Consider the following 26848-nt stretch of genomic DNA (forward strand, 5'->3'; position numbering starts at 1 on the left):
GACGGCAATAAGGGCAAGGCGCCCATTGTCGTCAGTTCGTGCTTTCACGGATCAATAAACGTCACGCAGGTAACGTTTGTCCCGCTTGAGGCCTGCCATGTAGTCCGCAGCCTTCTCCGCCGTCATGCCGCCATGCTCGGCGATAATGTCGCCAAGGGCGGTATCGACATCGCGGGCCATGCGGCTGGCATCGCCGCAGACATAGAAGGATGCGCCTTCTTCCAGCCAGGAAAACAGCGCCTTGCCGTTTTCCCGCATGCGGGTCTGGACATAGATCTTGGCGTCCTGATCGCGCGAGAAGGCGAGGTCGAGGCGGGTGAGGAGACCATCGCGGCTCATCGTCGACAGCTCGTCTTCGTAGATGAAATCGCTGTCGCGGCGCTGGTCGCCGAAAAACAACCAGTTGCGGCCCTCAGCGCCACGGGCGCGGCGTTCCTGCAGGAAGGCGCGGAAAGGCGCAATGCCGGTGCCCGGTCCGACCATGATCATCGGTGCATTGTCGTCAGCCGGGACACGAAACGCCTTGTTCTGCGAAACGAAGATGCCGGCGCTTGCGCCTTCTGCGACACGATCGGCCAGATGGGTCGAGCATACGCCGCCACGCTCGCGATTGGCGGCGTGGTAACGGACGCTGGCGATGGTCAGGTGGACGTGGCCGTCGGCCTCTTTCGGGCTGGATGAGATCGAGTAGGCGCGGTGTTGCAGCGGCTTCAGCAGGCCGACAAATTCCGCAGCGCCCAGACCACCCTCGGCAATGAGCGAAACGAGGTCGAGACTGTCCTTGCTCCAGAGGAAGGCATCCAGTGCCTCCTTGTCGCCGTTGCGGACGATGTGGGTCAGTTCTTCGTGGCCGGCACGGCGCTCGACTTCGGCGATCAAATCGCGTGACGGCGTCGAAATCTCGTACTGATTCGAAAGCAGCGCATGAAGCGGCGAACCGTTGACTTCTGTATCCGACGACGCGCCAAGCTTTTCGATCAACAGATCGACCAGCGCCGGGTCGTTGACCGGTATGACGCCGAGCGCATCTCCGGCTTCATAGGTCAGGCCGCTATCGCCGAGATCGAACTCGAAATGGCGGATTTCCTTGCTCGAGGTCGAGCCGGACAGGCGGCGGTTGACGGCCACTGTCGATCCGTAGGGGTTCTTGCGGCTCCAGCCGCTCTGCTCACGCGCCGGCGCGGGCACCGTGGCAGCCGTAACGGTGGCGGGCTTTTCCGAAGCAAGCGGCAGGGTTTCTCCGAGCCACGCGGCGGCGGCATCCTCGAAATCGATATCGCAATCGAGCCGGGTGGTGATGCGTGTCGCGCCCAGTTGTTCAAGGCGGGTATCGATCAGCTTGCCGGCCTGGCAAAAACCGTCATAGCCGGTATCACCCAGCGCCAGCACGGCGAATTTCAGGCTTTCGAGGCGCGGCGCGCTGTCGGCCGATAATGCTTCCCAGAAAAGCTGGGCATTGTCCGGCATCTCGCCCTCGCCATAGGTCGAGGTGACGATGACGAGATGGCGCATTGTCGCCAGTTGCGCCATGTCGATGTCATCCAGCCCATGCACTTCCGGCGCCATGCCGAGGTTTTTGGCTGCGGCCGCGGCATCCATCGCCACCTGTTCGGCATTGCCGGTCTGGGTGCCGTAGAGGATGTGGATGGGTTGGCTGGCACCGGCGGCCGGTGCGCTCGCCGTGCTTTCGCCGGCAAGCAGGCGCGAGTTGAGACCGGCCATGAAGCCGGAGAGCCAGGCGCGCTGGTCGCTGTTGAAGGGAGCGTCCTCTGGGATATGCGGGATCATCATTGTCCGGGTTTCACGATCTTGACATCTGTCATCTTGCCGCCGCGAGGCTGCCGATGGCCTTTGCTGCAAACATTTCCTCGAAGCTCGGGATATGCCCGATCTTCTCGCGGTTGCTCTCCGTCTGCTGGATGATCCATCCATAGGTGCCGGGGCTGTCGATCGACAGCGTGTTGCGGCCGGCCAGTGCCTGCCGATAATCCGACAGCCGCTTTTCCGAGACGAGAACCGCGAGGTCCTGGTCGTCGTAATCGGCAATCGCCTCACGGGCATAACGCGACAGCTTTTGCATCAGCGCGTAATCCTCGGTGAGGATCAGGTTGCGCACCGCCTTTTCGACAGCCGGTTCGGAGGGTCCGAGCGCATTCGGTACGCGGGCGATGGCGAGTGACTGCGCCATGGAAAGGACGGTGTAATTGTTCAGGAGCGTGAACATGTCCTGCGTGTCCGTCTCGCCTTGGCCCGGCGCCTTGCCGTTGAGGATCGGCCGGCGGTCTCGGTAGGCGAGCTTGAACTTGCGCACCTGATGGCCAGCAAGCGCCGTCGAGAGTTCCTCGATCAGGTCCTTGCGGGTTTTCGCCTTCAGGATGGATGCGCTGTCCTGATAAAGCAGCAGCGCGCGCGGCAGGCCGTAAACGAAATTCGAGCGTTCGCTTTCGAAATTGTCGAGCAGCCAGCGCGCCTTTGCCGAACCTGTCGCCTCCATATGCCATTCCAGCATCATGCGGATCGCATCCGCATGGAAGGCGGCGTGCGGGTCGTTCTGGTCGGCAAGCGAGCCGATGAGCACGGAATCGTGGCTCACCTTCTTCGGCAGGTCGCCATAAGGATCGTATTGATAGAAGAAGCCGCCACTCATGCCGTTGCCGACACCCTTGCCGAAGGAGCCGAGATTGAGAACGGCGCCGTTGGTCATATATTCGCAGCAGAAATCGCCGACGCCCTCGACCACAGCGGTGGAGCCGGAATTGCGCACGGCAAACCGGTCACCGGCCTGACCTTCGACGAATAGCCGGCCGCCGGTGGCGCCGAACAGGGCAAAGTTGCCGATCAGCACGTTGCCGCCGGCTTCGAGCGAACCGCCGCCCGGCGCGCGGACGGAAATCGTGCCGCCATTAGCGCTCTTGCCGACGCCATCATTGCAGGTGCCGGTGTGGGTCATCATCATGCCGTCGTTGCAGAAGGCGCCGTAGGACTGGCCTGCGGAACCGGATGTGGCGATCCTGACCGAGCCCGCATCAAGGAAACTGCGGCCGCGCTTGTCCTGCCTGACGGCCGGCAGGTGACGCGTGTCATCCTCGCCCAGTTCGTGATTGAGCATGCGCTCGATATCGACGGCAAGCTGGCCGCCGACACTCTTGTGGCGGTTGCTGAGGTGGTAATTGCCGCCGAGCTCGACCACTGGCAGCCCGCCGTCGATCAGTGCCGAGCGCACCATGTCGATGAAGGCATCATCGACGGCGTAATCCTTTTCCATATAGACCGGATCGGTGATCTTCACCTCCTCGACAACCTGCAGCATCGCGCGGAGGTCAAGCTGCCCGACGCTGGACGGATGGTCGAGAAGGTGAAGAAGATCGCTGCGCCCACGCGCTTCGCGCAGGGACCTGAAGCCGAGCGAGGCAAGGATTTCGCGGGTCTCGTGGGCAATGTTCAGCAGATACTGTGCCAAAGCGCGCGGGTCGCCATCGAACACTTCCGCATTGGTGGTGAGGCCCGCCGGGCACTTGATGTTGCAGTTCTTGGCCATGACGCATTTCAGCATCATCAGCGCCGTCGTGCCGAATTCGAAACTGTCGCCACCGAGAAGCGCCGACTTGACGACGTCGCTGGCCGTCTGGTGCGCGCCGGAGCAACGCAGCAGCACCTTCTGGCGCAGGCCGTTGGCGCAAAGCGCCTGATGCACTTCGGCGATGCCGATTTCGGCCGCGCGTCCGGTATATTTCAGGCTGGTGACGGCGGCGGCACCGGTGCCGCCGGTATTGCCGGCAACATTGATGACATCCGCGCCCGCCTTGGCGACGCCAACCGCGATCGTGCCGATCCCTTCAGACGAGACCAGCTTGACGATGACACGAACGCGTGCCGCCTTGCAGTCATGGATCAGCTGCGCCAGATCCTCGATCGAATAGGTGTCGTGATGCGGAGGAGGCGAGACGAGTTCCACACCCGGCGTACCGCCACGGGCAGCCGCGATCTCCACCGTCACCTTGGCCGCCGGCAACTGGCCGCCTTCGCCGGGCTTGGCGCCCTGGCCGATCTTGATCTCCAGCTCTTCCAGCATCGGGTCAGCGAGATAACCGGCCCAGATGCCGAAACGGCCCGACGCGAACTGCTTGATGCGCGAGGCGCGGATGGTGCCGTAGCGGGAAATGTGCTCGCCGCCTTCGCCTGAGTTCGACATGCCGCCCACCATGTTGGTGCCATGGGCAACTGCTTCGTGGGCATTGGAGACGAGTGCGCCGTGGCTCATGGCGCCGGATGCCAGCAGCGGCGTGATTTCACTTGCCGGCTGCACATCATCCAGCGCGATGCCGGCGGGAGCAGAGCCGAGAAGCTTCAGATAGGCAAGGGCTTGACCCGCTGCCTGAACGGCCAGCGCGCCGCCTTCCAGCCAGTGGCCCAGAATGTCAGTTCCGAAGCGGGCTACAAGAGACTGTCCAAGGGCTGCAAGCCGGGCCAGATCGCCACCCTGCGGGCCGGTCAGTGTCAGGCGGAACGTATCGTCGGGCAGAGCTTCGCAGCCAAGTCCACGTACGAGAAAGCCATTATTGCCCTTCCGGGAAAAGCGCTTCATCTCCTTGCGGAAATCATCCGGCGCGGTGGCGTAGGAAACATCGGCCGGAAATGCCAGCACGTCGCGAAGGGCGGCGGGGCGGCGGGCGCGTTCTTCAGTCATCATGCGCGCGAAGGCGCGGTAACCGGGTGTGATGGAAAAGCGGTTGATCGCTTCCACCGACAAGCGGTCATAGCTGTTATTGGCATAGGCCGCATCATCGATGCCGAAAGCATCATCCAGACGGTTGAGCGTCAGCAGACGCAGGAAAGGATCTTCCTCACCATCCGGTTCGGAGAATGTTACCTTTTCCTCGGTCATATCGACAAAGCCGCGCACAGCCGTTGTGCCGAAAGAATGACCGGCGCCTTCGGCACGTTCCTTGAACAGGCCAAGCAGCGGAATGTCGTCCTCGCTCTTCACCGTCAGCGCCTTGGCGTGCCAGTCGGCGACGGCCTGGGCGATGACCTTGAAGTCGACGCCGCCGACCGGTGTCCTGACGTTGGGGAAGTAACGCTTCAGCACCGGATCGTTGGTGTCGAGAAAGTTCGGCTCGAAAAATTCGCCGCTGACATAACTTTCGGCGGTGCAGAGGCCGACCTTGCCCATGGTCTTCATCAGCGACTTTTCCGCTGCCTTGGCAAAACGCTTGAAGGCCTTGTCGGCTTCCGCGCCGAATTTCTCCTCGGCGCGAAACTGCACGCCGAGCGGATAAACCGCGGAGGCGCCGAAACCGAGGGCCGCCGCAACATGGTGCGACGACGAGATCTGTCCGCTTTCGACCACGAGCGAGACCCGCAGGCGCGCGCCTTCCTCGATGAGCTTCTGGTTGATTGCCGAAACGACGAGGATCATCGGCAGCGCTGCGCGGTCGCGCGCCACATGCCGGTCCGTGACGATGGCGATGCCACCTTCTCCACGGGCGAAGGCAGCGATCGCGTCGCAGAGCTTGCCGATGCCGGCCTCAAGCGCATGCGCATTAGGCTCGGCATCGTCGAGTACAGGCGTGTAGAGCATGTCGAACCGGCGAACCGGCGTCTCGGACTGATCACGCAGTTTCAGCATGTCGAGATGGGTGAGGATTGGCGACGGAACGACGATCTGCCGTGCAGCCTTTACGCCGATATTTGGCTTTGCACCGAGCGCGATGCGCAGCGTCATGCCGTCGGCTTCGCGAATGCTGTCGAGCGGCGGATTGGTGACCTGAGCGAAACGCTGCGAGAAATATTTGGCGACGCCGCCTTCCTGATCGGACAGCGCGTTGATGGCATTGCCATACCCCATGGCGGAGATTTTTTCCGCGCCGGTGGCCAGCATCGGGTCCATCAGGAACTTGAAGCTTTCCTGATTATGGGAATAGGCCACGTAACGCTGGTGGCGTTCGAGATCGCCATTGTAGCGCAGCGGCGAGCCCTGCGCTTCTGCCGGGATATCCGGCAGGTCGGAAAGGCGCACGCGCGCCTCGACCAGCAGATCGCGGTATGGCCTGCGCGACGCCAGCATGTCCAGAGCTTCGATCGTGCCATAGGCGCGCTTTTCGACGTGGTCGTAAACCAGCATGCCACCGGCCTCAATACGGCCGCGATTGAGCACGGTTTCCGGCGGGAAGGCGATCTGGCCGGCTTCCGACATCACGCAGAGATATTCTTGTGTCTCCACCGTGCGCAACGGCCGCAGGCCGAGACGGTCGAGACGCGCGCCGATGACATCGCCATTGCCGAAGATCAGTGCGGCCGGGCCGTCGTTCTTTTCCTCATAGAGCGAGAAATATTCGAGCATGGCTGCAATATCGGCCGATAGCGTATCGTCATTTTCCCAGGCCGGCGGCATCATCGAGACGACGGCCGTGACGAGGTCAAGACCATCTTCCAGCACGCGTGACTGCAGGGTCTGATCGAGGCGGCAACTGTCCGACTGGCCCTTCGGGCGAATGATCGAAGCGTTCTTGGCGGCGGCAATGGCTGCTTCCGACAGACGGTTCTTGCGGTCGGTGTTCAGTTCGCCATTGTGCGCCATCTGGCGGAAGGGCTGCGCCATGGAGGGGTGCGGATCGGTGTTGGTGGAAAACCGCGTGTGAAAATACATGGTGTGGATCGTGTGATCCGGATCCACGAGATCACGGAAATAGGGGATGACCTCGTCCGAGTTCAGTCGCCCCTTCAAAACCTGGGTTCGTGCGCTGAGCGAGATCGGGTAAAGGCCGGCAAGCTCTGCCCGTGTATAGGCATCAGCCTCGATTTCGAGCAGGGCATTGTGGATACGGAAATCGAATTCCGCCAGCGAGGCGGTTTCGCTGTGACAGCCGAAGACCCATTGGCGGATGGTTAGCTGGTGGCGAACGGCAGCGGGCCGGATGACGTCGTTATCGACCGGCACATCGCGCTTTAAGAAAATTGCAAACCCCTGCGCGGCAAGAGCGGTCTCAACCACACGCTCGGCTTCCGCATGGAATGTCGGATCGGCCGGCAGGAAAAAATTGCCAACACCAAAACGGCGTGGCTGGAGATCGGTGAGTCCGGTCAGCTTGCGAAAGAAGCCCAGAGATAGGTCCGCAGAAATACCCGCTCCATCGCCCACGCCCTCGGCGGACATGCCGCCACGGTGTGGAACGGCACAGAGAGCCTCATGTCCTTTGATAAGGACGTCATGAGTCTGGATGCCGTCTTTCCGGGTTATAAACCCGACGCCACAGCTGCTTTTTTCCATGGCAGGATCGTAAAGACCGAAGGGCGTCGCACTCGATTCCATATGTCACCTCCAAGAGAAATAAGTCAGTTGTGCTGACCTAAAATAACAAGATATAATGAGTCAAGTTTAAAAGATTGTGCGCCGCAACACCCTGTTGAAGTCTTGAGCGGCGTCGTGTCCAAATCGGACTAAGCGCCGCGGGGTGAAATCCGCATAGCAACTGCGTGCCGATCACAGCGTTGCGGGTATTTGATCGGGGCAGGTCTCCGAATTTCGGCCATGTCAACGGCAGACATGATCCCGCGCGACTTCCATAAGGATGCGGTCGAAAGCTAGTTGTTCGGCATCGGTGCGGAGAGCGACACGGTTGGTTCCAGCGAATTTTGCATGGGCCATGCGACCAGCCGCAAGACCCCTGCTTTGCCTGGATGCGGGCCACTTTCATCCGACCGAAGTCGTTTCCGACAAGCTGTCTTCCATGCTGCAATTCGTCGATGAAGTGCTGCTGCATGTATCGCGTCCGGTGCGCTGGGATAGCGATCATGTCGTGCTGTTCGATGACGAGTTGCAAGTTATCGCCAACGAACTGATCCGTGGCGATGCGCTTTCCAAGGTCAATATCGGCCTCGACTTCTTCGATACCGGCATCAATCGTTTTGCGGCCTGGGTGATCGGTACGTGCAACATGCGCAAGGCACTTTTGCGTGCCCTTCTGGAACCTGCAGCCGAACTGCAGAAGGCTGAAGCCCTGCGTGATTTTACGGCGCGGCTTGCGATGATGGAAGAAGCCAAATCAATGCCATGGTCCGCCATCTGGGATTTCTATTGCCTCAGCAGAAATGTGCCGGTCGGGATCGCCTGGCTGGATGAGGTCAGAACTTATGAACGCAACGTGCTGAGCGAACGAAAGGCCGCATGATCATGACACAGCATACCGCAAATTCCTGGTTCGTAACCGCGATGGTGAAGGCCACTTCGGACATGTGGCTGAAGGGCTGGGACGAACGCAATGGCGGCAATCTAAGTTTGCGTCTCCTGCCGGAGGACGTTGCCCCCTATCTGGCGCAGTGGTCGGCAAACAGGACTGCTCCGATCAGCGATCCGGTCCCCGAACTGGCAGGCCAGTATTACATCGTCACCGGAACTGGCAAATATTTCCGAAATGTCCAGCTCGATCCTGCATCGAACCTTGGTATCGTACAGGTCGCGGCCGATGGTGCATCGGTGAAGGTTCTCTGGGGCTATGCTGACGGCGGGGCGCCCACGTCGGAGCTCGCTTCACATCTGAAGTCGCATGCTGTCCGCCAGACAGTCAGCAACGGCGCCGATCGTGTGATAATGCACTGCCACGCCACCAATCTTCTGGCGCTGACCTATGTCCTCGATCTCGATCCGGCCAATGTGACACGGGCATTGTGGGAGTCCAGCACCGAGTGTCTTGTCGTCTTTCCGAAAGGGGTCGGCACGATGAACTGGCTGGTTCCGGGGACGGATACGATCGGCGATGCGACTGCTAGGGAAATGGCCAGACACACTCTGGTCATGTGGCCATTCCACGGCATCTTCGGGTGCGGCGAAACGCTTGATGAAGCTTTTGGCCTGATCGACACAGCCGAAAAGGCGTCTGAAGTCCTGGTCAAAGTCCTTTCCATGGGAGGTGCTCGGCAGACGATGACAACGCAGAACCTGATTGATCTGGCTGCCCGCTTTGGTGTCGATCCCTTGCCGGAAGCCATGGCGATCGAACATTGGCGACTGGCCGGCGAATAGGTGAGACCGTTCATCCTTAAACGTGAGACCGCGTATGCCAAAGCAGCGGCGCACATTCTTGGGCCGTCATCGCGATGAGGTGCGTGTCTGCTGTTCGTCGCTGTGCAAAACTGCCGAAAGGGCAGCGGTTGCGATCCGGGGTTCGTCAGGTTGTCTCTGTAGACAGAGCAGTGGCTGGGGCGCCAGGATTCGAACCTGGGAATGCCGGTACCAAAAACCGGTGCCTTACCGCTTGGCGACGCCCCATCAATGACCGGGTTCATGTTGCGAAAAACAAGGATTCGCGCTCCGGATCAAAGCGGTGCCACCCATTAGCAAAGCTTTGTCACATCGGCAATCCGCAAGGCGTTGCTTTTTTGCGTAAAGGTTCAGCCTGGGGATAATGATCCGCGGTTGTTGTTCAGGCGCCCTGATCTGCAGTCCGGGGCCTGAGCAAGTTCGTTTTGCGCGCACCCTTTAAAGAAGAGTCGCCCGGATTTTTTCGACAGCTTCATTATGGTCTGCGCCGTAAGGAATGAGGCCTTTCAACCGGCCATCGGCACCGATCAGAAAAAGGTCCATGGTGTGGCTCATGGAATAGCCGCCGCTGGGGTTGGGTTGTTTGCGCGCGAATGCTTTCCAGCCTGCTATCACTTTCGTCATCTCTTCCGGTTTCCCCGTGACGCCGGTAATGCGGTCGGAAAAGGCAGTGACATAACCCTTCATGACCTCCGGTGTGTCACGCTCCGGGTCGACCGTAAACAGATAGGTTTTCAGAGGTAGTCCGTCCTCTCCAAGTGCGTCCAGATAACCGGCCACTTCATAGAGCGTCGTCGGGCAGACTTCCGGGCAATGGGTATAGCCGAAATAGACCAGTGAGGGATTGCCCTTGAAGATCGAGCGGTCGACAGCTTCTCCCTGGTCGTTGACCAGAGAGAAGGCGGCTCCAAACCGGCCTGAACGCGGCGTGTCATTGGTCATCAAGACCATGACGCCGATGAGGGCCAGCACGAAAATGCCTGAAATGGCGCCCGCGACCAGCATGAACGGTTTTTTTGGCTTCATTTGCCATGCTCCGCATGGGCGCCGTGGCCTTTTTCTCCGGCAACGGGACCAACCGAGAATTCAACGTCGACCGGCCCAGCTTTCTCGAAAACGAGTGTCGCTTTCACCATCTCTCCTTCCTTGAAGGGCTGCGTCACATTCATGAACATCACGTGATAACCGCCGGGCTTCAATTCCACCGTGGATTTCGCCGGCAATGCGATGCCACTGTCGAGTTCCCGCATCTCCATGATCGCGCCATTCATCTTCATTTCGTGGAATTCGACGCTGCCGGCACGTGCCGATGTGGCGCTGACGAGGCGGTCAGCCGCACCGTTGTTGGTCAGCTTCATATATCCGCCGCCCACCTTGGCAACAGGCAACATGGCGCGGGAGTAGGGGTGCCCGATCTCAATCTGTCCAACTTTGAATTCATGTCCCTCGGCTACGCCGAATGCCAGCATGGTGCAGAGAATGGCGCCTGCGCCTGCAATTTTATTCCTGATCATGGTGTCCTCCAAATCTGTGTTGATAAAGACACGCCGGCTGACCCAACGCTTATTGCTGGCCGCATGGCGAACGTGTCTTTCGAAAGCTCGATGGCGGCGCGCAAAGCGCAACTCATCATTCAAACAGTGCGGGAGAGCCGGGGAGGCGCGCGCGGTTGTGCGAGCAGGCGACGCTGCAGGTGAGGCTTTGCCGTGTCGTCAACGGGCGTGATGATCGCGCTTGTCTGCGTCATCATCACGGTGAAAAAGACAAAACTCGGCAGGGCCGTCGGCGTTGTGGAATTGGCCAGACGGCAGAGCATTGCGCAGGAACATTCCACGCTTTTACTCAGCGGGGCGTCGCTGTCTGCCGACTTGATATCGACTGTACCCGATGAAGCGCAAATGACGTGATAGGCGGATTGAGCAGGCTCGAGCATGGACGCCCGGGCGTATCCCCCGGTGAGCCCTTGAAGAACCAGCACATAGGCAAGCACCACCGTCAATGCAGTGGCCAGAACCTTGTCGTACAGGATTTGCCTGATCGCCCTCATTTGCTTTCCATGCCACAAACGCACGGCCATGTCACCGATCTGCATGGTATCAATCTGCGGTGATTTGCCGCTGCAACTTCCGCGGCGCCGGCTCCAGAAATTTTAGGGGAATAGCTGGCAGTAGCGCTTGTACCTATGCGCAAGGATTTTTGTATCGAGAGTGGATCTTGCGTTTCGGCGTGTTTCTTTTGCCCAATTCGAATAGATAATTGCGTTATCTCGATAAAATTTTGAAATGCACATATGTGCAAATTGTCATCCCGCTGTCATTGATCGTTTTTATGGTCCCTCCTCGTTAGACGAGAAAAGGGGCGGCCATCATGGTGGCTATCGACAAGCAAGCGACGCGTAAGGAAACCGGTTTCGGGTTCCGAAAGTTGCGCCATCGGTTTGCCGTGGCCACGCGCGACCCAGTCATCGCCATCGGGTTTCTGCTGGCCGCAATCTTTGCGTTTCTGATCCTTGCGCCTGTCATCTCGATCCTGGTCAATGTGGCGATCGTGCAGATCGGCGATGCGGCGCGCACCAGAGCGCCGGAAGGTGCGTGGACGTTCTACTATCTCACGCGGGCCTTCGCCTCGCGGATGTCATCCATTCTTCTCTGGCAGCCGCTGCTCAACACCGCCTCGGTGGCGCTGGGTGCCATCGTTCTGTCCATGTCTGTGGGTGGTGTGCTCGCCTGGCTGATCAACCGCACGGAGCTTGCCGGGCGCGGCTGGCTGGCAACGGCGCTGATCATTCCCTTCATGCTGCCGACATGGACATTGGCGCTGGCCTGGACGACGATTTTCAAGAACCGCACCGTCGGTGGTCAGCCGGGCTGGCTGGAAAATCTCGGTTTCGCGACGCCGGACTGGCTGGCCTATGGCCGCTTGCCGATGATCGTCATCCTGTCGCTGCATTACGCGCCCTTCGTGATCCTCATTCTTGGCAGCGCCTTGCAGCGTCTCGATGCGCAGCTCGAGGATTCTGCGCGCATTCTTGGCGCCAGCCGCCGTCGCGTTGCTTTCCAGATCGTGTTGCCGTTGATGCGTCCGGCGCTTCTGTCCTGTGGCCTGTTGATTCTCGCGGACTGTATCGGCGAGTTTGCCGTGCCTTATGTGCTCGGCCTGCCGGTCGGTTTCGATACGCTGTCCACCTCGCTCTATCGTGCGATCTCGACACGCCAGACCGGCATGGCGGCAGTCATGGCAGCGGTGATCATGACGATCGGCGTGCTGACGCTCTACATTGATACGCGCATGATGCGTGAGGCGCGGCGTTTCGCCATCATCGGCGGCAAGGGCGCGATGGATCGCCGCCGTGCGCTCGGCCGCTGGCAATTGCCTGCCGCCGGTTTCGCGCTAGTCTTCTTCGCGATTGGCGTTGTGATCCCCTTGGGCACGCTCTTTTTGTCCACGATCATGCGCATTCCGGGCCGTTTCACGCCGGAAAACTTCACCTTCGATTACTGGATCGGCTCCAATCTCGATACGGTCGCGCTGCGTGACGGTATTCTACTTGCACCGGAATTCTGGAGCGCCGGCCTCAACACGCTGATCATTATCGGATCTGCTTCGCTTGCTTCCGGCGTGCTCGGGCTGCTTGTCGGCTACGTGGTCATTCGCAGCCCGTTTGCGACGCTTGGCGCCTTCCTCCGACAGATCACCTTCATGCCCTATCTGGTGCCCGGCATTGCTTTTGCCGCCGCCTTCCTCACGCTTTTTGCCGTGCCGCGCGGCCCCATTCCGGCTTTGTACGGCACCTCCATCATCCTCATCCTGGCGCTGATCGCCGACCAGATGCCCTTTGCCTCCCGTTCCGGCATTGCCGCCATGGCACAGCTCGGCAAGGAACCGGAGGAGGCAGCGCGTGTTGCCGGTGCCGGCTGGTGGCGGCGGATGATCAGCATCGTGCTCCCGATCCAGAAACGGGCACTGGCGAGCGCGATCCTTCTGCCCTTCATTTCCGGCATCAAGGGCGTCAGCCTGTTCATCATCCTCGCCGTGCCGGCAACCGACGTGCTGACGACCTATTCGCTGCGTCTCGTCGATTACAACTACACCCAGGCCGCCAATGCCGTCGTGCTGATGATCGCACTTCTGGCTCTGGCCGGCACCATTCTCATCAACCGTCTCACTGGCAATGGCATCGCCAAGGGACTGGAGAGCTGACATGCCTGATATCACCCTCACTCACGTTACCAAGAACTATGTTAGCCATGGCCAGCCGGCGGTCGATGACCTGAACCTCACCATCGCGAACGGCGAGTTCATGTGCCTGCTCGGCCCCTCCGGCTGCGGCAAGACGACGACATTGCGGATGATCGCCGGGCTGGAGCATCTGAGCGACGGCGAGATCAGGATCGGCGACCGCGTGGTCGACAGTCTCGGCTCCGGCACTTTCGTGCCGCCGGAACAGCGCCGCCTCGGTCTCGTCTTCCAGTCCTACGCGCTGTGGCCGCACATGACCGTCGAGCGCAATATCGATTTCGGTCTGCGCCTACGCAAACTGCCGGAGACGGAGCGTCGCGCCAAGGTCAATGACGTGATGGAAAAACTGCGCATTCGCGACTATGCGAAGCGTTATCCTGCACAGCTTTCCGGTGGACAGCAGCAGCGCGTGGCGCTTGCCCGCATGCTGGCGGTCAGCCCGGAAATCCTGCTGCTCGACGAGCCGCTCTCCAATCTCGATGCAACGCTTCGGCTTGAAATGCGCGCCGAGCTGCGCCGCCTGCATGACGAGTTTGGCACGACGATCGTTTTCGTCACTCACGACCAGTGGGAAGCGATGACGCTGGCGACCACGATTGCGGTGATGAGCGGCGGACGCCTGCAGCAGGTGGGCGCACCGGACGATATCTATTCGCGGCCCGTCAACCGGTTCGTGGCCGAGTTCATCGGCAACCCGCCGATCAACATGATCGAACTGGGTGGCAACCCTTCGCGCGGCGGTCTCGCCTCGCGCCTCTTCAGTGATCGGCCAATCTCGGGCGCGACCGCGGTCGGCATACGGCCGGAAGAGATCACACTGACGTCCCGCGTCGATGCGGTGCCGCTTGGCGCGTTTCGGCTTGAAAGCATCATGCCCACCGGCGGCAGCTGGATCATGGAGTTTTCGCTGGGCGCAGAGCGTCTATTCCATGCAACCCATCTGCGCCCGACGGCAAAACCCGGCGATATGGTTGAGTGTTTTGCAATGCCGGAAGGCCTGCATCTTTTCGATGCCGAAGGTCGCCGGATCGAGGCCAACGAAATCCGCGCCGCAAGCGTGGCACAGCCGGCCGGTATCAGCCGTCCGGCACTTTTACCCGCATAACCTCTCAACAATCCGTCTTTCCATCACTCAAAGGAATACCGATGAGACTTTCCCGCACTCTGATTTCCTCCCTGATGCTTTCCGCAGCCGTCGTGCTGGGCGCCACCAGCGCCGGCGCTGAGGAGGCTTTTGACCTCAACGCCATGATCGAAGCCGCCAAGAAAGAGGCGCCGATCACCGTTTACGATTCCACCGGCAAGATCGTCGAACAGGCCAAGGCCTTTTCAGAAAAATACGGTGTGAAGGCGACCGGTGTAAAATCCGGTGCTCCGGAAACGCTTGAGATCGTCATTCGCGAAGCCCAGGCAAACAACGTCAAGGCTGACGTGGTCATTCTGGCGGATGCCCCGGCTGCCCTGTCGCAGATCGTTGCCAAGGGTTATGCCAAAAGCTGGCTGCCGACCGATCTCGCCAAGGACATTCCTGCTCTCTACCAGGATCCGCTGACGGTGGTTCTTGCTCCAAATGTCTGGACCTACAACACGGCTCTCCATGACAAGTGCCCGGTCAGCAATATCTGGCAACTGACCGAAGCCGAATGGAAGGGCAAGATCGCGATGCAGGATCCGGTCGGCAAACCTTCCTACACCGACTGGTTCAACCAGCTGGCCACCCATGCCGACAAGGCCGTCGCCGACGCCTATCAGGCGCAATACGGCAAGCCGCTGAAAACGGATGAAGCCAGCGCCACCGCCGCATGGGTCAAGGCGCTTGCAGCCAACAGCCCGCTTCTAACCGACAGCGATGGTGCCGCAGCCGAATCCATCGGCGCACCGGACACCAAGGAAAGCTTTGTCGGCCTCGTCAGCACTGCCAAATATCGCGACAACAAGGATGGCATGAAGCTTGGTCTTTGTGCCGGTCTGTCGCCGTTTTCCGGCTGGACCTATCCTTCGCTCGGCCTGATCGCTTCCGGCACCAAGAGCCCGAACGCGGCAAAGCTGTTCATTCGTTACATGATGACGGCCGAAGGCATCGCGCCGCAGGCCAAGGATGGCAAGATGTCGACCAACACCACGATCGGCCTGCCCGACAATGAACCGTCCGGCGTTGGCAAGGTTCGTGACCAACTCCTGTCTTACGATGCCTCGACCGGTGGCGACGACTGGGAAGCCCGTCAGGACTGGCAGGATCTTTGGTCCTTGAACTACAAGAAGTAATCGCCGCATAGTCCTTAACCAAACACGACGGGGCCCGTTTTCATGGAGCCCCGTCACCCTTATGCCGAAAGACCCCATGCTGACTGTCGATGAACTGAACCAACGCGAAACCCTGCTGCGCACCGTAACGGCTTCCGCCGGCGCGCTGGCGCTCGAAGCATTTCGTACCCGCAAGCCCGGCGACTTTACCCTCAAGGGGCGTCAGGATTTCCTGACCGAGGCCGATGGCGCGGTGGAAAACCATGTTCGCGCCGCCATAACCGCCGCCTTCCCGCAGGATGGCATTCTTGGCGAAGAAGCCGGCGGCGCGCTTGCCGAGCTTCTGTGGGTGATCGACCCGATCGACGGCACCGCCAATTTCGCGCGCGGCATCCCGCATTTCTGCGTCGTGATATCGTTTTGTGAAAAGGGCGAGACGCTGCTGGGCGCGATCCTCAATCCGGTGACGGATGAGTTCTATTTCGCTCGCAAGGGGGCAGGGGCAACCAAGAACGGGATGCCGATGTCGGTTGCTGCGACAGACACCATCGCCAACGCCTCGGTCGAGATCGGCTGGTCGCCGCGTGTGGCGACGGCGGATTATCTTGCCGCGCAGGAGCGGGTGTTTGCCAAGGGCGCCAATATCCGCCGTGGCGCCTCGGGTGCGCTTGCCATTGCCTGGGTGGCCGAAGGCAGGACCGATGGTTATGCCGAATACTACATGAATGCCTGGGATTGCCTTGCCGGCCTGCTGATGGTGCGCGAAGCAGGCGGCATCACCGGTGCCTATCCCGCGGCTGAAGGCGAATTGCTGACGGGCGGGGAAATCTTCGCGGCAGCCCCCGGCGTTGCGCTGGATTTTTCCGATGCGATGAAAATTGCCATCGCACCGACAGAGCGCAAGGGGGAAGCGGCATGACGTCCTCTCCGCATTACGAGCGGCCGCACCTTAGCCTTATCCAGAAAAACCTGCCGGGCTGGGACGTCGATCTTTATATCGGCGGCAAGGAAGCTGTCAGCACGCCGGACTTGCTGGATGCGCATGACATCAAGGTCATCGTCAATTGTGCCGTCAACTTCGACGTCAATCTTGTCGGCGACGACCAGAAGGCCGAGGACGGCCGGGTCGCGTCTGGCCCTGGTTTCCTGCGTTATTACAAGCTCGGTCTCGTCGATGGCCCGGGCAATGCGGACACGATGTTCGTGGCGGGCTATTACCTGCTGCGCGGTGCACTCGGCCAGACCTTTCCGGACAAGCCGTCCTATCCGCGACGGGAAAAAGGCAATGTTCTGGTCAATTGCCGCGCCGGCCGCAGCCGTTCCGTGTCGCTGGTTGCTCTCTTCCTGCATCTGGAAATGCCGGAACTTTATCCGACACTGGCTTCAGCCATCGCCCATGTGCGTGAGGCAAGGCAGTTGCATCCGGACGAATGGTTCGAGACCCCGAAGCCCGTACTCATACATGCCATTGAACGTGCTGCCGACATGATCCGTCTCATCGAGGCGAACAAGGACAGAGCTGTCGCATGACGAACCGCCCGCCGCAGAATTTTGCGAGTGCAAGCGAGGTGGCACGCCGGGCCGGAGTTTCCCGCTCGGCCGTCTCGCGCACCTTCACTGCGGGGGCGAGCGTTTCGGACGAGACCCGGGCCAAGGTTCTGGCGGCGGCCGAAGAGTTGAACTACCACGTCAACCATCTGGCGCGTGGCCTGTCGCAGGAAAAGAGCCGTCCCATCTGTATTCTCGGCGGCGATCTCCATGCGCCATACCAGTCGGCGCTTCTCGAAGCGCTGACCCGCCGTATTCAGGCAGCCGGTCGTGCCGTCATGGTCATCAACACCGCCGGCAACGAGGCGGATTCGCGCGCGGCACTGCACCAGACGCTGAACTATCGCGCGTCCGCCACCATCGTCCTGTCCGGCGCTCCGCCTGTCTCGTTGGTGCGCATCTGCATCGAGAGCGGCCAGCACGTCATTCTCGTCAACCGGCAGGGGCAGATCGAGGAAGCCGACCATATCAATCTCGATCACGAGAGTGCCATGAACGACGCCTGGCACATGCTCGCGCGCGCTGGATGCCGGTCGTTTGCGATCGTGTCTTCGACGAATAATTCGCCGAGCCTTCTGGCGCGTGAAAGGCTGTTCAGCGCTGCCGCCATCAAGGCGGGTTTCGAACCACCGCAGGTGATCAAGACCGGCGCCACGAGTTATCGCAGCGGTGCGGAAGCGGCACGTCTGCTGCTGCCGGGCTCAACCCGGCCCGATGCGGTTTTCTGCGTGACCGATCTTCTGGCTTGCGGTTTCATGGATATCGCACGGCAGGATTTTGGCATGAGCATCCCGAAGGATATCTGCGTGCTCGGTTTCGATGATATCGAGCAGGCCGGTTGGGATGGGTATGGCCTGACCACCTTCCGTCAGCCGATCGAGGAAATCGCGGAGATGATTGCGCTCCGCGTCACCGAGGGACGCGAGTTTTCAGTTGCCGATGCGATCACCACGCTGAAGGCGTTGCCGGTCTGGCGAAAGACGGTTCGCTCCGGGCCATAAACAGCTTCCGTCCAAAATGGGGCGAGAGGAAAGGGCAGCTTCGGAGATCATCCCCGCAACGGCATCACCGATGTCGTGACTGCGGCAATACATAAGGCATATGGGCAGCAGGCAGACGGCCGACAGCACCACCGATGCCATAGACCTTGGCGATCACGTCGTCGGTGATCGTATCGGCACAAACGCCGGCCTTGATGACCCTGCCCCCATGCAGGACCACAAGATGATCGGCAAATTCGGCAGCCAGATTGAGATCGTGGAGGATGGCGAGCACGATGCCACCGGCGGCGGCAAAATCGCGTGCCGTTTCCAGTACGGAAATCTGGTGGCCGAGATCGAGGCTTGCGGTTGGCTCATCGAGAAACAGCGCGTTCGGCACACCATTGGTGACGGCTGCCGGAACCTGTGCGAGGGCACGGGCGAATTGCACGCGCTGTTGCTCGCCGCCGGACAGCGAAGGGTAGGGCCGACGCTCGAAGCCGTGCAAGCCGACGCGCGTCAGCGCCTTTTTTGCCTGTTCGGTCGGGTCGAGCGCGCCATGGGCGACGGCACCCATTCGGGCGATTTCCAACGCCGTGAACGGAAAGGCCAGTTGTGTTGCCTGTGGCAAGACTGCCCGGCATCTTGCCAGGTCTTCCGGTCGGCAATTATGCAGGTCCTTGCCATGATAGGTGACGCAACCGTTGTCCGGCCGCATCTCGCCGGACAGGACTTTCATCAGCGTCGATTTGCCGGCACCGTTGGGGCCGATGACAACTGTAAAACAGCCCGGTCGAAGTTCGATATCGACAGATGTGATGAGGTTTTTCCCACCGCGCGCAACAGTGATGTTTTCGGCGGTGATCATGGCAGGTCCCGCATGCTGATGCTGTTCCGGCCCAAAAGCAGGAACAGGAAAACCGGCGCGCCGAAAAGCGCGGTGATGACGCCGATCGGCAATTCGGCGGGTGCCGCGACTGTTCGCGCCACGCTATCGGCAATCAGCAGAAGGGCGCCGCCGCCCAGTGCCGAACCGGGCAGCAGAAAGCGATGCGACGGTCCCATGACCTGACGCAGAAGGTGCGGCACGATAATGCCGACAAAGCCGATCGAGCCGGCGACGGCGACGGTCGAACCGCAGGCCGCGGCAACTGCGATGACAACGATCTTTTTCAGTCTCTGGACCGGTATGCCCATGTGGAAGGCGGCGGCATCGCCCAGAATGAGGGCGTCCAGTCCACGCGCGACGAAAGGAATGATGATCAGTACGGCACCGATGAAGGGCAGGATGGAAAACACCCGCTGATAGGTCGCGCCGCCGAGCGAACCGAGGTTCCAGAAGGTGATGTCGCGCAATTGCCGATCGTCGGCCATGAAAATCAGAAGCCCCATCAGCGCCATCGCCAGCGCGCCGATGGCGATGCCACAGAGGATGAGGGCGGTTGTCGAGGTGCGGCCATCGCGCGTGGCGATCACGTACAGCGCCCAGGTGTTGAAGAGGCCGCCAAAGAATGCCATCAGCGGCAGGAACTGGCTGCCGAGCAGAAACGCCAATGGTGCAAGGATGCCGTTGCCAAGCACGATCGCTGCGACTGCGGCAAGGCCCGCACCGGCTGTGACGCCGACAATACCCGGATCGGCAAGCGGGTTGCGGAACAGGCCCTGCATCATGGCCCCGGACACGGCAAGACCCGCACCAACAAGAAGGCCAAGCGCCGTGCGCGGCAGACGAACAGCCTCGAGGATGACGCGTTCCTGCGTGGTCAGGCTGTCGCTGCTGCCCGTGACATAGGACCAGAGGTCGCCGAGACCGACGCCGGTGGGACCAACGCCGAGCGAGATGAGGCAGGCCATGACAAGCAGCACCGTAAGCCCGAGCAGGACAAAAATGCCCTGATGGGTTCGGTCACCCTCGATTGCGGGCCGCAGCGGCATGGGGAGCGCCTTCATGGCGCCGTGATCTCATCAGGATAAAGTTTTGCGGCGAGTGCGCGGGCAGCTTCCGGCGTGCGTGGGCCAAAACCCAGCAGAAGCAGGCCGTCCATGGAGATCAGTGCCTTGTTTTGCGCAGCCGGCGTCGACTGCATGGAAGGCAGAGCAAAAACCTGCTCGGGCGTGATGGCGTGATCGCCGCGCGACATGGACAGGACGACGTCGGGTGCGGCGGCGATGACGGCTTCGTCCGACAATGGCTTGTAGCCGTTGATGGTCGGCGCAGCGTTGATGCCACCGGCCATGCCGATCACGGCGCCTGCCTCGGTATCGGCGCCGCCGGCCATGACACGGCCATTCGACAGCGACAGAACAAAGAGAACCTTCTTCTTGTCGGCCTTGATCTTGGCGACGTCATCGGCAAGTGCCTTGAGGCCGGTTTCGGTCTTGGCCGCCAGTGTTTCTGCCTTGTCTGTCAGGCCGACGGCCGCGCCGACATCCCGGATTTTCTGTCCGATCTTGTCGGCCTGCGGCGGGGTCGGCACGACCACCATCGGCACTTCGCTGGCTTTGAGGATCTCGATGACAGGAGGTGGGCCGGAACCTTCCTCCATCAGGATCAGGTCAGGCTTCTGGCCGAGAATGCCTTCGGCGGAAAGTGCCCGCATATATCCCACATCCGGTTTCGCATTGGCGGAGGCCGGGTAGAAGCTGGTGGAATCGCGCGCGACGATGCGGTCCTGGGCGCCGAGATCATAGAGAATTTCGGTGATCGTGCCGCCGATCGAGACGATGCGTTTGGCTTCGGTGTTGCCTTTATCGGACGCCATGGCGGCGCCGGAAGCGCTGACAAATCCCAGAAAAGCGAGAGAAACAAAGCGGATGAGATGACGAGAGACCACGGAAATGCCCTTTCTGCCGGCAGGTGCGGTTGTGACAACCACAGTGCCGATCCTATAATTGGACACTGATACTCAAGTTTATTCGCTTTGCAAGTCAGCGGTGGAATGGATTTCCACGAATTCGAATTTGTCACGTCAATATGAAAGTGCGCGATGAGCGGTTGTCACATTCATGTCACCAGACCCGCGCAAGCGTCGCGATGCATCGTCAGTTCTGCATTACGTAAGTTTTGAGGAGTTTTTATGTGGCGTCCGATTGAAAAGCTCGTTTCGGGCAGGCTGGCTTACCTTCACTTCGAAGAAGCAGGCTGCAGCGATTGCCTGGGCTATGTCAACGCCGGCGGCATTGCCGAATGGCCGGACGCAATCAGGGGAATGCGCCCGGATGGCTGGTGCGATGCCAGCGAAATGCTTTTTCTTGCAGCCGACCAGCAAAACTATCCGGCACGGCTTGCTTCGTAGGCCCGCGCCTACGAAGTTTGCAGATCATTCTTCCGGCGCAAGGCCGTCAAACACTTCCAGCATAGCATCGACGATCGCCTGGCCGAGCGCATTGCCGGTTTCAGCGATTTTGTCGTCCTGCATGTCGCGTGCGGCCAGCGCCAGATTGCCGCCCTGATCCGCGACGATGGCGCGTGCCCGCTCGATCGCCCACTGGGCAAAGTCGGCGCGCGTTTCGATGGTGACGGTTTCCATGGAAAAACTTCTTTCGGTTTATCTTTCGTTGAGGATTTGTGGGCAATAAAGCCCCTGCGCGTTTTATTGTATTGCGTACGCGCTACCTTCTCCTGCCGCCTCGCGCAAGTTTTGCGCATTTCCGGCGAGCACTCTTTCCCCGATCGATCAGTCCAGACATGCAGCTGCACGCCCTGATTTCAGGCGCTTGCTCTATCACGGCAACCTCAAACAAATGAAAATGGCCGGTTATAAAAACCGGCCATCTTTTCCTTCAGATGCTACGTGCGGTTACGCTGCCCGGCTGTAGGCGGTGCGTGCGCCTGAAGCATTCCCCAGGCGGAACTGTGCCAGCAATTCCTTGAGGGCCGAAGCTTCGGAGGCGAGGCCGTGGCTTGCTGCCGTCTGTTCCTCAACCATTGCCGCATTCTGCTGCGTGCCCTGGTCCATGGTGTTGACGGCAGTGTTGATTTCCTGCAGCCCGGTCGACTGCTCACGCGATGCGGTGACGATCGCCGCGATATGGCCGTTGATTTCCTGCACTTCGGCGGCAATGGCTTGCAGTGCCTTGCCGGTATCGCCGACCAGCGCTACGCCTTCCTGCACCTGCGTGCCGGAGGTGGTGATCAATGCCTTGATTTCCTTGGCGGCCTTCGCGGAACGCTGGGCAAGTTCGCGCACTTCCTGGGCAACCACGGCAAAACCCTTGCCAGCGTCACCCGCACGGGCGGCCTCGACGCCGGCGTTGAGCGCCAGGAGGTTAGTCTGGAAGGCGATGTCATCGATGACGCTGATGATGTTGGAGATTTCCGAAGACGACTGTTCGATGCCGCTCATGGCGCGGACAGCGTTGCGCACCACGTTGCCGGACTGTTCGGCGTTGTCGCGTGTGCGGTTGACCAGACGGCCGACTTCTTCGGCGCGGCGTGCCGAATCCTTGACCGTGGTGGTGATTTCTTCCAGTGCGGCGGCCGTCTCTTCCACCGAGGCTGCCTGCTGTTCGGTACGGCGGGCGAGATCATCGGCCGCGTGACGAATTTCGCTGGCGCCGGCATCGATGGCGCGGGCGTTGTGACCGACCTTGGTCAGAGCGGCATTGAGTTTGGTGATGGACGTGTTGAAGTCTTCACGCAGTCGATCGAGATCGGCGACAAAAGGCGTCGAGATGCGATATTCGAGATCGCCGTCGGACAGATGGGCAAGGCCCTTCGCCAGTGCATCGACCGCGAAGCTTACGTCGGCGCTGTTGCGCGAGGCGACACGTTCGCGCTCTGCACGTTCCTGTTCGGTCAGCGAGCGGTTGTCTTCTGCGTCCGTTTCCAGCCGCAGGCGCTCGCGCGCATTGGTGCGGAACACGGCAACGGCGGCGGCCATCGAGCCGATCTGGTCGGTACGCTTTTCACCCGGAATGGTGACATTCAGATGGCCATTGGCCAGTTCTTCCATGGCTGCCGTCATCTGCGTCACTGGTTTGACGACGAGGCTGCTGAGGAGGGTCGCAAGGAAGCCGATCATGGCGGCAACGCCGAGCAGGGTGGCGATGGTGGCCGCAATGCGGAACTCGCCGATCGATGCATAGGCGGTCTGTTCGTCTACGACGAAACCGACGCTCCATTCCGCGCCCGGCAGGCCGGCGATGGGCAGGAAGCTGACGAGCTTGGTCTCGCCGGCGCTTGTCGTTTCGCTGACGGCGGTGGACATAGGTGGTGTCGTGCCCTGGAAAAGATCGGACAATGTCTTGTCGACCATCTTTTCATCCGGGTGAATGAGGACCTTGCCGCTCTTGTTGACGAGAAACGCGTATCCCTTCGGACCGGCGTCGATAGACTTGATCGCAGCGACCAGTGATTCCAGCGAGAAATCGCTGCCGGTAACGCCGACGATCTGGCCATTGATCTTCACAGGCACGGCAGCCGTGACATTCAGCTTGTTGGTCGATGCGCTGATATAGGGCTCGGTGAGGATCGACTGGCCGCTATTGGCCGCTGCCTGGTACCATGGGCGCTTGCGCGGATCATAATCGGCAGGGACGCCGGTCATCGGCCATTCGATATATTTACCGTCTGCAGCCGCGCCGAAATATGTGGAAAGAAACTGGCTCTTGAGCACATCGTTCTGCAACAGCAAGAGCTTTGCATCGTCGGTGGCAGCCTGTGCCATGCCCTTGGCGACATTGTCCGTCAGCATGACGCGGCCGTTCAGCCAGTTGGAAATGCTCTGGGCGGCTTGTTTGCCGGAGGATTCGATGTTGTGTTTGACAGAGTCGGCAACGGCCCCGCGCTGCAGGCTATCGATGTAAAGGGAGAAGCCGGCGAACGCGGCGACCACGACGAGAGACGCAGCAAGCAGAATGCGCGTCATCAGATTGGTTTTCTTGGACAAGCAGATGCACCTTGGGAGGGAGAGCGACGATGGGCGTTCAAGATTGAGCATGCCCGCACGGGCTCGGTCGCGGCGCTTCATGCGCGCGGTGTCAGGAAATCTGCAGCACTGCAGCGGAATGAACGGTATTCAGTTTAAATTTGAATTAAAGAAGATAGGAACGTATCGGATACAGGACGGCGAGAGGCTAAATTTGTTTTTATTGTCGCGCTGTCGTCATGGAATACTTGTCTCTGATTGCGCGGCTCACACCAAATATGCATCCAGCAGCTGTATTATGCGCTGAGAGGAATTTTGCTCCGACATTACTTGGAAGTTGCTGGCTGGGCCGCCCGCCTCAACAGCATGCCAAAAAGGTCTCGCGGTTCGTCTGGGTCAGCCACCAGATCGAGGTTTTCGAAACGATTGCTGCCGCGCAACCTGTCGTAGATGTAGCGCAATGCGGAAAAATCCTCGGTGGCAAAACCGACGCTGTCGAACAGCGTGATCTGGCCATCGCTGTCACGGCCGGTCTTCTGACCCGTCACCACCTGCCAGAATTCCGTGACCGGATAATCCGCCGGCAATTGCTGGATTTCGCCCTCGACGCGTGTCTGCGGCGGATATTCGACGAAGATGGAAGAACGCAACAGGATATCGCGATGCAGTTCGGTCTTGCCGGGTGAATCGCCGCCGACCGCATTGATGTGCACACCGGGGCCGATCATGTTGTCGGTGAGGATGGTGGCGTTGCGCTTGTCTGCCGTCGCGGTGGTTATGATGTGCGCTCCTTCGACCGCCTCTTCCGCCGACCGGCAGGCGGTGATGGTCAGGCCGAGGCCGGCAAGGTTGTTACGGCAGCGTTCGGTCGCGGATGGGTCGAGATCGTAGAGACGCAGATTGTCGATGCCCAGGAGCGCCTTGAAGGCGAGCGCCTGAAACTCGCTCTGGGCGCCATTGCCGATCAACGCCATGGTTTTCGCACCCTTCGGCGCGAGATATTTGGCCGCGATTGCGGAAGTGGCGGCGGTACGAAGCGCCGTCAGGATGGTCATTTCCGAGAGCAGCAGCGGATAACCGCTGTCGACATCCGAGAGCACACCAAAGGCGGTCACCGTCTGGCGACCGCTTCGGGTGTTTTTGGGGTGGCCGTTCACGTATTTGAACGCATAGAGCTGGCCATCGCTGGCCGGCATCAGCTCAATGACGCCGTCACGCGAGTGCGAGGCGATGCGGGCCACCTTGTCGAACAGTTCCCAACGCCGAAAATCCTCTTCCACGTAGGTTGCCAGTTCACGCAGAAAGGTCTCCGCGCCGGTGGCAAGCACGAGGTCCATCATGTTCTCGACGCTGACGAAGGGGACGATGTTGAGGTTCTGTTCGGCAGGCATCAATAGCTCCTTGTCGGACGGTCCATGACGGTGCGGCCCATCAGGCTGGCGGTGAGATCAACGAGAAGCGTGGCGGTGCGGCCACGCTCGTCGAGGAAGGGGTTGAGTTCCACGAGGTCGAGGCTGCTGACGAGGCCGCTGTCATGCAGCATTTCCATCACCAGATGCGCCTCGCGAAAGGTGGCGCCGCCCGGCACTGTGGTGCCGACGGCGGGCGCGATCGACGGATCGAGAAAATCGACATCGAGGCTGACATGCAGAAGACCGTTTGCGGCATCTACCTGTTCCAGAAACCGGCGCAGGAGGACGGCCACGCCGTGTTCATCGATCGTGCGCATGTCGTGAACGGTGACACCTGTCTGCTTGATCGCCTCCCGCTCGGCCGTATCGACGCTGCGAATACCGATCATGCAGACTTTTGCCGGATCGACCGGGTGGGTGAGCGGCGGGAAATACCCGTCGAAACCAGCGCGGCCGGTATAATAGGCAACTGGCAGGCCATGAAGGTTGCCGCTCGTCGTTGAGTCGAGCGAATGAAAATCGGTATGCGCATCCAGCCAGAGCACGAAGAGGGGACGCCCCTGTTCGGCGGCACGCCGCGCAACACCCGGAACCGTGCCGGCGGAAAGAGCGTGATCACCGCCCATGAAGATCGGCATGCCGTTGCTGCTTTCGCGATAGGCGACTTCGCTGAGGAGTTTTGTCCAGGCGACGATCTGGGGCAGGTTGCGCAGGGCAGGGTTGGGATGACGCATCTCTGAGACATCATCGATGACGATATTGCCGATATCCGTCACGTCGTGACCGAGTTCCTCAAGGGCTGTGCGGATGCCGGCCACACGCAGGGCGCTCGGCCCCATTTCGCAGCCGAGCCGCGACGCGCCGTCCTGAAGGGGAATACCGATCAATCTGCAATGCATGTGATGTCTCCGTTCAATTGAAAAAGATCATGGCAGGCTGGCAGAATGAATAGATATATTTGCCAAATAAGCTGAAACGGCTTTCCATTTCGGCGGCATGATTTATCAATCTGCCAATGGATGAATTCGACCACAAGCTGGTGACGCTTTTGCGTCACGACGCACGCCGCAGCATATCCGATATTGCCGCTGATCTGAAAACATCGCGGGCGACCGTTCGCGCCCGCATGGAAAAGCTGGAGAAAAGCGGCAACATCATCGGCTACACGGTGATTCTGCGGGCAGATACGGTGGAGCTGCCTGTGCGCGGCATCATGATGATCGAAATCGAGGGGCGTGTTGCCGACCGTGTCATCCAGACGCTCGGCGGCTTTCCGGAAGTTTCGGAAATTCACACGACCAACGGACGCTGGGACCTGATCGTCGAACTTGGCACGGCGACATTGGCCGATTTCGACAACGTGCTGCGGCGCATCCGGCTTGTGCCAGGGATCACGGCCAGCGAGACGAATTTGCTGCTGGCGACGCCGCGCAGCACGAAGGCGCGGTTGTGATTTGGTTTGGAAAAATTGTCGGCCGGGCTGCATAACAGCCCGGCCAATACGGGATTTGTAGA

General features: G+C 60.3%; 22 protein-coding genes and 1 tRNA gene. 10 read left to right on the forward strand and 13 right to left on the reverse strand.

What is annotated here, in order from left to right:
* Positions 1-51 precede the first annotated feature (51 nt).
* Both GAO09_RS24565 and GAO09_RS24570 read right to left on the reverse strand, forming a co-directional pair.
* Positions 52-1791: a sulfite reductase subunit alpha gene (locus tag GAO09_RS24565; RefSeq protein WP_153358719.1), complete on the reverse strand. Its 1740-nt coding sequence runs from the start codon at positions 1789-1791 to the stop codon at positions 52-54.
* A gap of 28 nt (positions 1792-1819) precedes the next feature.
* Positions 1820-7312 (reverse strand): glutamate synthase-related protein, encoded by a 5493-nt coding sequence (locus tag GAO09_RS24570; RefSeq protein ID WP_153358721.1) that lies wholly within the window; start codon positions 7310-7312, stop codon positions 1820-1822.
* Positions 7313-7646: 334 nt separating this feature from the next.
* Here GAO09_RS24570 and GAO09_RS24575 point away from each other — a divergent pair, with 334 nt between their 5' ends.
* A complete protein-coding gene (locus GAO09_RS24575; RefSeq protein ID WP_209018830.1) occupies positions 7647-8171 on the forward strand; it encodes an L-rhamnose isomerase in 525 nt (174 codons plus the stop codon).
* Complete coding sequence (gene rhaD, locus GAO09_RS24580) at positions 8168-9022, forward strand: rhamnulose-1-phosphate aldolase (RefSeq protein ID WP_235938447.1); 855 nt, start codon at positions 8168-8170, stop codon at positions 9020-9022. Before GAO09_RS24575 ends, rhaD begins: the two co-directional genes overlap by 4 nt.
* A gap of 171 nt (positions 9023-9193) precedes the next feature.
* On the opposite strand, the gene GAO09_RS24585 is transcribed toward rhaD, so the two are convergent.
* From GAO09_RS24585 to GAO09_RS24600, 4 genes are all read right to left on the reverse strand, one after another.
* Positions 9194-9268, reverse strand: a tRNA-Gln gene (locus tag GAO09_RS24585).
* 210 nt (positions 9269-9478) lie between these two features.
* Positions 9479-10066 carry an SCO family protein gene (locus tag GAO09_RS24590; protein ID WP_153358723.1) on the reverse strand — a complete coding sequence of 196 codons (588 nt, stop codon included), beginning with the start codon at positions 10064-10066 and terminating at the stop codon, positions 9479-9481.
* Positions 10063-10677, reverse strand: coding sequence for a copper chaperone PCu(A)C (locus GAO09_RS24595; protein ID WP_235938449.1), 615 nt, complete (start codon positions 10675-10677; stop codon positions 10063-10065). Before GAO09_RS24595 ends, GAO09_RS24590 begins: the two co-directional genes overlap by 4 nt.
* Positions 10674-11132, reverse strand: a complete 459-nt coding sequence (locus tag GAO09_RS24600; RefSeq protein ID WP_153358725.1) for a hypothetical protein — start codon at positions 11130-11132, stop codon at positions 10674-10676. Before GAO09_RS24600 ends, GAO09_RS24595 begins: the two co-directional genes overlap by 4 nt.
* Before the next feature lie 275 nt (positions 11133-11407).
* Between GAO09_RS24600 and GAO09_RS24605 the strand changes: the two genes are divergently transcribed.
* From GAO09_RS24605 to GAO09_RS24630, 6 genes are all read left to right on the forward strand, one after another.
* Positions 11408-13240 carry an ABC transporter permease gene (locus tag GAO09_RS24605; RefSeq protein WP_153358727.1) on the forward strand — a complete coding sequence of 611 codons (1833 nt, stop codon included), beginning with the start codon at positions 11408-11410 and terminating at the stop codon, positions 13238-13240.
* Position 13241: 1 nt separating this feature from the next.
* Complete coding sequence (locus GAO09_RS24610; RefSeq protein ID WP_153358729.1) at positions 13242-14384, forward strand: ABC transporter ATP-binding protein; 1143 nt, start codon at positions 13242-13244, stop codon at positions 14382-14384.
* Between the two features lie 41 nt (positions 14385-14425).
* Positions 14426-15544 carry an ABC transporter substrate-binding protein gene (locus GAO09_RS24615; RefSeq protein WP_153358731.1) on the forward strand — a complete coding sequence of 373 codons (1119 nt, stop codon included), beginning with the start codon at positions 14426-14428 and terminating at the stop codon, positions 15542-15544.
* A 76-nt stretch (positions 15545-15620) separates the two neighbouring features.
* A complete protein-coding gene (locus GAO09_RS24620) occupies positions 15621-16442 on the forward strand; it encodes an inositol monophosphatase family protein (protein WP_153358733.1) in 822 nt (273 codons plus the stop codon).
* Positions 16439-17053: a dual specificity protein phosphatase family protein gene (locus tag GAO09_RS24625; protein ID WP_153358735.1), complete on the forward strand. Its 615-nt coding sequence runs from the start codon at positions 16439-16441 to the stop codon at positions 17051-17053. Before GAO09_RS24620 ends, GAO09_RS24625 begins: the two co-directional genes overlap by 4 nt.
* Positions 17050-18072, forward strand: a complete 1023-nt coding sequence (locus tag GAO09_RS24630) for a LacI family DNA-binding transcriptional regulator (protein WP_153358737.1) — start codon at positions 17050-17052, stop codon at positions 18070-18072. The genes GAO09_RS24625 and GAO09_RS24630 overlap by 4 nt, the downstream gene beginning before the upstream one ends.
* Before the next feature lie 64 nt (positions 18073-18136).
* Here the strand turns inward: GAO09_RS24630 and GAO09_RS24635 are convergent, their stop codons facing one another.
* The 3 genes from GAO09_RS24635 to GAO09_RS24645 are packed head-to-tail and all read right to left on the reverse strand — an operon-like array spanning position 18137 to position 20885.
* A complete protein-coding gene (locus tag GAO09_RS24635) occupies positions 18137-18919 on the reverse strand; it encodes a heme ABC transporter ATP-binding protein (RefSeq protein WP_153358739.1) in 783 nt (260 codons plus the stop codon).
* Positions 18916-20001, reverse strand: coding sequence for a FecCD family ABC transporter permease (locus GAO09_RS24640; protein WP_153358741.1), 1086 nt, complete (start codon positions 19999-20001; stop codon positions 18916-18918). The genes GAO09_RS24635 and GAO09_RS24640 overlap by 4 nt, the downstream gene beginning before the upstream one ends.
* The gene (locus GAO09_RS24645) at positions 19998-20885 is read right to left on the reverse strand and encodes a heme/hemin ABC transporter substrate-binding protein (RefSeq protein ID WP_338015103.1); all 888 of its coding nucleotides are present in this window, start codon (positions 20883-20885) and stop codon (positions 19998-20000) included. Before GAO09_RS24645 ends, GAO09_RS24640 begins: the two co-directional genes overlap by 4 nt.
* A gap of 243 nt (positions 20886-21128) precedes the next feature.
* On the opposite strand from GAO09_RS24645, the gene GAO09_RS24650 reads away from it, so the two are divergent.
* Positions 21129-21347 (forward strand): hypothetical protein, encoded by a 219-nt coding sequence (locus tag GAO09_RS24650; protein ID WP_153358743.1) that lies wholly within the window; start codon positions 21129-21131, stop codon positions 21345-21347.
* Positions 21348-21371: 24 nt separating this feature from the next.
* Here GAO09_RS24650 and GAO09_RS24655 read toward each other — a convergent pair whose 3' ends face one another.
* From GAO09_RS24655 to rocF, 4 genes are all read right to left on the reverse strand, one after another.
* On the reverse strand, positions 21372-21581 hold the full coding sequence (locus tag GAO09_RS24655; protein ID WP_153358745.1) for a hypothetical protein: 210 nt from the start codon (positions 21579-21581) through the stop codon (positions 21372-21374).
* A gap of 270 nt (positions 21582-21851) precedes the next feature.
* Complete coding sequence (gene mcpU / locus GAO09_RS24660; RefSeq protein ID WP_153358747.1) at positions 21852-23942, reverse strand: methyl-accepting chemotaxis protein McpU; 2091 nt, start codon at positions 23940-23942, stop codon at positions 21852-21854.
* 305 nt (positions 23943-24247) lie between these two features.
* On the reverse strand, positions 24248-25312 hold the full coding sequence (locus GAO09_RS24665) for an ornithine cyclodeaminase (RefSeq protein WP_153358749.1): 1065 nt from the start codon (positions 25310-25312) through the stop codon (positions 24248-24250).
* Positions 25312-26232, reverse strand: a complete 921-nt coding sequence (gene rocF / locus GAO09_RS24670) for an arginase (protein ID WP_153358751.1) — start codon at positions 26230-26232, stop codon at positions 25312-25314. The genes GAO09_RS24665 and rocF overlap by 1 nt, the downstream gene beginning before the upstream one ends.
* Positions 26233-26348: 116 nt before the next feature.
* Here rocF and GAO09_RS24675 point away from each other — a divergent pair, with 116 nt between their 5' ends.
* Entirely contained in the window at positions 26349-26786 is a 438-nt protein-coding gene (locus GAO09_RS24675) for an Lrp/AsnC family transcriptional regulator (protein WP_153358754.1), read from the forward strand.
* Positions 26787-26848: the final 62 nt, after the last annotated feature.

The organism is Endobacterium cereale, from assembly GCF_009617585.1.
In the GTDB taxonomy this organism is placed as follows: domain Bacteria; phylum Pseudomonadota; class Alphaproteobacteria; order Rhizobiales; family Rhizobiaceae; genus Neorhizobium; species Neorhizobium cereale.